This window comes from Leucobacter sp. NPDC077196 (assembly GCF_040687075.1).
GTDB lineage: Bacteria > Actinomycetota > Actinomycetes > Actinomycetales > Microbacteriaceae > Leucobacter.
Map to the genome: position 1 here is coordinate 1 of NZ_JBFBML010000036.1, position 5,803 is coordinate 5,803.

A 5,803-nucleotide genomic window follows, 5' to 3' on the forward strand; every position below is an offset into this window, starting at 1 on the left:
CCATGGGCATGCTCAACCACCATTTCGCAGCAGCCGCCTGATCGGCGCAGAGCGACAGCCTACCTCTGACTGCCGCCAATCTTTGCAACAGAGCCATCGAGTGCGCCGAGCCGATCGCCCCGTATGCTTCCCCGAGCGCGATTGCAGCACTGTGCAGAAACGGCACGACGTTTTCTGGGGCATACTTTTCCCCGTCGAGGCCGTTGTAGTGGGTGCCGTCGATGACGCCCTGGTGCCACTGTGCGAGCTGCTGGGAGACCTGCTGCAAGTGATCCACGGTGAGCCACAGTTCGGCGAGTAGGTTGTATGACTCGCTCGGGTTGGGAACGGTGCGCGTCGAGTGCGCGAGCGTACGTGTCAGTGCTTCGACCTCGCGTGCGATTTCGAGCTGTCGCGTTTCTTCGTTGATAGCCATTGGTCTGTCAATCCTTCGTTGTGGGGTCGACGCCGATTTCATCCGCGTCTGCGGTCGGGCGTCCGAGCGCAGCACTAGTGACGTCTTCGATGTTTGTCACGCCGGTCGCATCCATGAGTGCGCGTCGGGCTTCGGCAGCGGCAGCGTCCCCCTGCAAGCTGACGCCGCCTGGCTTCACGGTCAGTTCGCCGCGCTCCGCGCGCTCGGCCAGATCCTCATATCCCGCGCCCTTGGCCTCGGTGTACAGCGCGTAGAGGATCGCGAATTGCTGGGGGTCGTCGACGAGTAACGTAGTGATGCGCTGCACGGTCTCCCTGGCGATCGGGAAGCCATCGTTGAGCACGTACCAGCACGCGCCGATGGCTTGTTCTCGTTGCTGCTGCGTGAGGGGTTCGAACAGCTCGGGCCAGCGTGCCTGGAAGTCGGTATCGGTGTTCATCACGTCATCCTTTCGCGGACCTCGGACAGTGGGCCGTTATTCGAGGGGGCGGCCTCGGGAGATGGAGCCGGGGTGCACGGGCTCGAACGGCGCTCCCCCGTTGAACTCCCGCTCTAGCTGTTCCACGTGCTGCATGATGATCTGGTTCTGCATGTCGGTGAGGGTCTGCCATCCGTACGTGTCGCGGCCGGCGTAGTACGCGGCGCGGATGCGGCCCTGCTGGTCTTCATCCGCGTAGTAATTCATCTTGCGGCTTCCCTTTGAGGGCTGCGCCTTCGGCCGCGTGCGGGGCGCTACGGGCGCAGCGGGTGCCTGGACTGCAGGAGTCTCGGCCGCTGGCTCTGACGCCGGGTGAGTGGTTACTGGCGTGAGCCCTGCCAGGCTCGATGTGCGCCTCTTGCGTTCAGTGCTCATCGTTCGTTCCTTCCGGTCAGTTCGGCGATGTAACCGGCGTAGATCTTCGCGAGTTCGCGCGCGTCGGTGTCGCCTTCATCGAGGCCGCGTGATTCTTCGGTGGCGTCGGCGATCGCCTGGCGCTTGGGTACTGGCGGCGCGAGCAGCGGCAGGCCTCGGGTTTCCGCTGCGGCCGTGATTTCCTCGGCCCAATGGGTTCCGCCGATGGTGCGAGCTTCGTGCTGGTTGAGCACGATTCCTGCGACGCGCAAGCGGGGGTTGTAGCTCTGGTTGACTACCGTGATGGTATCGAGCAGCTTTGCGAGGCCGTTGGTCGACCAGAGCTTGGTCTGAGTGACCACGAGTGCGCCGTCAGCGGCTGTGAGAGCGTTGGTGACGAGCTGATCGAGGCTCGGCCCACAGTCGATCAAGATCAGGTCGTAGCGGCCGCGTACGGGCTCTAGCACTTTCCGCATGCGTGCCTCGCGGCCGGCGCCGGCGATCACGAGCTGGTCGCGGACAATACCGAGTGTTTCGCCTGTGGTGGGCACGACCTCGACGCCTTCCCAGATTGCTGGCACGATGACCTCTTCGAGGGTTTCGCTGGCGTATTCGCTGAGCACGTCAGCGAGGCCGGGTTCTTCCTCCCCGACACCCTCGGTGAGCACCTGGGTGATGTTGCCCTGGGGGTCCGCGTCGACGACGAGCACGCGCAGGCCGTCGTTCACCGCGGCGCGGGTGAGGTGGTACAGCGTGGTCGATTTGCCCACGCCGCCTTTCTGGTTGCAGGCGGTCAGGATGACGGCCTCACGGGTTGCGCTCATGGTTCCAACTCTCTATCTCTAATGCCTCTATTAGACCTATTTATTGGGAGGGCCGCGGGTTGCGGCCCTCCCTGGGGGCGATCGTCAGTCGCCCTGTCGGATCTTCGAAACGGTGACGCGCTGGTTTCGGAGGCTGACGCCTACCTCATCTGCTCGCACCTCGTGCTGCACGCGCTCCTCGCCGCCCTCGGGCTTGTACGAGGTGACGCGGTAATCGCCGGAGAAGGTGACGCGAATGTTGCCGGAGATCTCGGCTGCCTCGACGAGCTGTTCCGCCTGCTGGCCGGTCACGTTCACTGAGTAGAAGATCGTGGGGCCGTCGTACCATTCGCCGGTGTCCTTGTCCCTGAGTCGATCAGAGACGGCGACGCGGGCGTAGGTGTACGGCGTGTCCTTGTCGTTGCGGCGAAGGGTTGGGGCTTCGACGAGGTTTCCTGTGCGGGTGATGTAGCTCATTGCGGTTCCTTTCGTGTGCGGGTACTGGTCGATGTAGTTCTATTATACCTAATGCCTCTATTAGGGACAATAGAGGCATTAGTGTTTCAGGATTCGTTCGGGAGCATGATGGTTATGACGGGTTCTGCGGTGTCGCCGGGGCCGATGTGCAGAGCCAGCTCGATCGGCTCGGGCTGGTTCCAATCGTGGCCGCGGTTCTCGTTGGGCACGCGCAGCACCTGGAAGGTCACGCGGTTACTGCCGGCCGTTCTCGATGCGGCATGGCCTGCGAGGTAGAGAACATCCCAGAGCCGGCCGCTTTCGTCCTGCGGCTCGGGCCTGTCTTCATCCCACGCGACCACCTCGGCCCACGCTTCTCGCGTGAGCGCGACGGGTACACGGAATCGCGCGTCTTGCGCCATCTCGGTAACGTCGACGAGCGCTCCGTCATCGAGCGCCTGGGCTCGGGTGTAGCTAGCGATAATGGGGCCGAAGGCCTCGTGTGCAGTCATGGTGTCTCCATTGTCTCTATTAGGGATAATGCCTCTATTGATGGCTGGGTTACTCGCCGAGGCGTGCGGCGAGCTGTTCGATGAGGTCGATTCGGAAGCCGGCCCAGTGCTCGTGCTCGTTGACGACTACGACGGGGGCGCTGAGGTAGCCGAGCTGCTTCACGTACTCCGTGGCGGTGTCGTTCTCGCTGAGGTCGACGACGTCGTACAGGATGCCGTTCGCGTCGAGTGCGCGGTACGTCGCGGTGCACTGCACGCATCCGGGCTTGGTGTAGACCGTCAGGCTGTCGGTGTTCATGGTGCTCATTCTCTCTTCACCCCTCAAATTTTTTTGCCGTTGATGGCACCCTGTGCCAGCGCGAGCGCGGCAGCGGAGCGCAACCGTAGTGACGCACCCGCACGGCCGAGCGCAGCGAGAGACGGGCGAGAGCGTCGCGTCAAGGAAGGCCGCGCAGCGGCCGACCGGACGGATGCGTGAAGCAGAGCGGTCGCTATGCTGCCGAAGGCATCAACGGCAATAAATTGGGCGCTTGCGCCTACTGCGGCCGGCTTGCCGGCCGTCGTCATGTTCGGGCCGCTCCGTCGGCTCGAACTGGGGGAGTGCGAGGGGGTCGCACCCTCGCACCGCGCCCCGTGAGGGGCGCGGTTTCGGTTCACCGGGTGGCCCATGTCCAGGCGGCCTCGACGAGTGCGGATAGGTCGTCGTCGGTCGTCTCGCCCTCCGCGTCGGGGGTCCAGCCTCCTGCTTGGTAGCGCTCGGCGCACCAGTGCCAGCCGATGACTTCGCGGGTGTCGTCGTCCTCGGGCTTGTCGGTGCGCTCGGTGATCGCGAATCGGCGGGTCTTGTCGTCGGCGCGGTAGAGCACCAGGTGCCCGGCACCGAATGCGCTGGGGTCTTCCTCGTTCAGCTCGACCACGGCGACCGATTCGGTGATGGTGGCCAGCTCGTAGCGGATGCCCTGGCCTGCGCTGCGGTGGTGGCTGTCGCCTGAGTCGTCGGTGTAGCTGTGCTGGTTGATCCACTCGGCCGCGAGGTCGCGGCGCTCGTGTGCGGTGAGCAGATCCGCGATCGCCTCGGTTTCGCCGCATGTGAGTCTGGGGGCGAGGTCGGCGGCCATCCCTTCATCCCAGTAGGCGATGAATCGTTCGATGGCCTGTTGCTGGTCGGTGTTCGTCATCTCTAATGCCTCCATTGTCTCTATTGGGGATAATGCCTCTATTAGTTGCTGGTTTCGTTGTCTCGGGTGAGCGTGTCAACGAACGTTGTGAAGTCGGGGCCGGTAACGGTTGCGGTGTGCGCAAGCGCGTATCCGGCGCGGGCGTGGTGGGCGAGGTCTTCTTCGCGCTCGCCGAGCTTGCGCAACTGGCGCTGAATCTCGGTGTCGTCGACGACGGGCACGAACGTGGTGATGGTGGTGATGCTCTGCATGGGTTCTCTTCCTCTCATTTTTTTGCCGTTGATGGCACGTAGTGCCACAGCGAGCGCGGCAGCGGAGTGCAGGAGTAGTGCTGGCCCTGCGCGGCCGAGCGGAGCGAGAGACGGGCGAGGCCGGCGCGTCAAGGAAGGCCGCGCAGCGGCTGCCCGGACGGATGCGCGTAGCGGAGCGGTTGCTACAGTGCCGAAGGCATCAACGGCAATAAATTGGGCGCTTGCGCCTGCTGCGGCCGGCTTGCCGGCCGGCGTCTTGCTCGGGCCGCTCCGTCGGTTCGAGCTGGGGGAGCGCGAGGGGGTCGCACCCTCGCGTCGCGCCCCGGCGGGGTGCGACTGGGGCCACGCTCTGCGCGCGGCCCCTTATGCCTCTATTGGGGATAATGCCTCTATTCTGCTGCGGGGCGGTGGTCCTGCACTTCGGCCCAGGCGTAGGCCAGATCCCATCCGGCTTCAACCTGGATGCGCACGGTCTTGGGGTTGGCGCGCTGCACGAGTGACCAGGTGCCGCGGATCTTCACGGCGTCGCCTTTCTTGACGGTTTCGCGGCTGTAGTTTGTGGCCTGGCCGGTGGCGATCTGGTCGGCGCGGATCTGCTGCCAGTAGGCGAGCTGGTCGCGCAGCTCGTCGAGCTGGGGCGCGTAGTGCTCGGCGCGCTTGACCTGCTGCTCTGCGGTGGCGGGCTTGTATCCGGTTTCGCGGTCGTAGACGTCGGCCGAGATGCTGCGCTCGACTCGGCGAATGTCGGCGGTGATTTTCTCGATGCGGTTCGCGACGGTCACGGGCTTGTAGCGGGCGCTCGTGGTGGCGGCCGCGACGCGGGCGCGCCGTGCGGTTTCCTTGGCCTCGGCGTCGGCTGCGATCGCCTGCCCCATGCGGCGGTGTGCCTTCTCGATGGCGTTGCGGTGGCGCTGCTCGGAGTGGTGGCCGATCTTGATGGGCTCGCCACCCTCGGGGAGCGCGTTACCGGCCGCGTCTGCCCGGTTCCATGCCTGGTGTGCGTCTGCGCTCTTGCGCAGCGCCTTCGCTTCGAGCGCGTCGGCGCGGTTGGCCTGGCGCATGGCCTTGCCTGCTTCGACTTCTCCGGTGCTGCGGGTGGTGCGGTCGATTTCGAGGGCCAGCGCGTAGCCTGCGGTTTCGAGCGCTGAGGCGGTGCGGGTGATGACGTAATCCTTGGGCAGGCGGTCGCGGCTGTTCGGGACGTACCAGGCGGAGATGCTGCGGCCCCAGCGCCACCCATTTGTTTTGAGGATCTGCGCGGAGTAGTGCCCCGTAGAGTGGTGTAACGATCCCGGCCAGTAAACGTCAGCGTGGCCACCGGGATCTTCCTTCGAGGAAACTCTCACATCCCACTCG

General features: G+C 64.9%; 9 protein-coding genes and 1 pseudogene. All 10 read right to left on the reverse strand.

Going from position 1 to position 5,803, the window contains the following annotated elements; all coding sequences use genetic code 11:
* Positions 1-415 (reverse strand): annotated as a pseudogene (locus AB0O71_RS15300) (hypothetical protein); the annotation flags it as partial.
* A 7-nt stretch (positions 416-422) separates the two neighbouring features.
* On the reverse strand, positions 423-854 hold the full coding sequence (locus AB0O71_RS15305; protein ID WP_228145653.1) for a hypothetical protein: 432 nt from the start codon (positions 852-854) through the stop codon (positions 423-425).
* A gap of 36 nt (positions 855-890) precedes the next feature.
* Entirely contained in the window at positions 891-1,268 is a 378-nt protein-coding gene (locus tag AB0O71_RS15310; RefSeq protein WP_139770737.1) for a hypothetical protein, read from the reverse strand.
* Complete coding sequence (locus tag AB0O71_RS15315) at positions 1,265-2,071, reverse strand: ParA family protein (protein ID WP_079941826.1); 807 nt, start codon at positions 2,069-2,071, stop codon at positions 1,265-1,267. The genes AB0O71_RS15310 and AB0O71_RS15315 overlap by 4 nt, the downstream gene beginning before the upstream one ends.
* Positions 2,072-2,155: 84 nt before the next feature.
* Positions 2,156-2,527: a single-stranded DNA-binding protein gene (locus AB0O71_RS15320; protein WP_079941825.1), complete on the reverse strand. Its 372-nt coding sequence runs from the start codon at positions 2,525-2,527 to the stop codon at positions 2,156-2,158.
* Positions 2,528-2,613: 86 nt separating this feature from the next.
* Positions 2,614-3,018, reverse strand: a complete 405-nt coding sequence (locus AB0O71_RS15325) for a DUF6573 family protein (RefSeq protein ID WP_079941824.1) — start codon at positions 3,016-3,018, stop codon at positions 2,614-2,616.
* Positions 3,019-3,067: 49 nt separating this feature from the next.
* The gene (nrdH, locus tag AB0O71_RS15330; RefSeq protein WP_200769340.1) at positions 3,068-3,316 is read right to left on the reverse strand and encodes a glutaredoxin-like protein NrdH; all 249 of its coding nucleotides are present in this window, start codon (positions 3,314-3,316) and stop codon (positions 3,068-3,070) included.
* A 355-nt stretch (positions 3,317-3,671) separates the two neighbouring features.
* A complete protein-coding gene (locus tag AB0O71_RS15335) occupies positions 3,672-4,196 on the reverse strand; it encodes a hypothetical protein (protein WP_079941822.1) in 525 nt (174 codons plus the stop codon).
* A gap of 41 nt (positions 4,197-4,237) precedes the next feature.
* A complete protein-coding gene (locus tag AB0O71_RS15340; protein ID WP_079941821.1) occupies positions 4,238-4,447 on the reverse strand; it encodes a hypothetical protein in 210 nt (69 codons plus the stop codon).
* Between the two features lie 389 nt (positions 4,448-4,836).
* The coding region (locus AB0O71_RS15345; protein ID WP_363746711.1) for a DUF3560 domain-containing protein at positions 4,837-5,803 on the reverse strand (967 nt) is incomplete at its 5' end.

Excerpts from the sequence above, each read along its gene's own strand:
- AB0O71_RS15305 (WP_228145653.1), bottom strand. The coding sequence starts at position 854 with ATGAACACCGATACCGACTTCCAGGCACGCTGGCCCGAGCTGTTCGAA.
- AB0O71_RS15310 (WP_139770737.1), bottom strand. The coding sequence starts at position 1,268 with ATGAGCACTGAACGCAAGAGGCGCACATCGAGCCTGGCAGGGCTCACG.
- AB0O71_RS15315 (WP_079941826.1), bottom strand. The coding sequence starts at position 2,071 with ATGAGCGCAACCCGTGAGGCCGTCATCCTGACCGCCTGCAACCAGAAA.
- AB0O71_RS15320 (WP_079941825.1), bottom strand. The coding sequence starts at position 2,527 with ATGAGCTACATCACCCGCACAGGAAACCTCGTCGAAGCCCCAACCCTT.
- AB0O71_RS15325 (WP_079941824.1), bottom strand. The coding sequence starts at position 3,018 with ATGACTGCACACGAGGCCTTCGGCCCCATTATCGCTAGCTACACCCGA.
- nrdH (WP_200769340.1), bottom strand. The coding sequence starts at position 3,316 with ATGAACACCGACAGCCTGACGGTCTACACCAAGCCCGGATGCGTGCAG.
- AB0O71_RS15335 (WP_079941822.1), bottom strand. The coding sequence starts at position 4,196 with ATGACGAACACCGACCAGCAACAGGCCATCGAACGATTCATCGCCTAC.
- AB0O71_RS15340 (WP_079941821.1), bottom strand. The coding sequence starts at position 4,447 with ATGCAGAGCATCACCACCATCACCACGTTCGTGCCCGTCGTCGACGAC.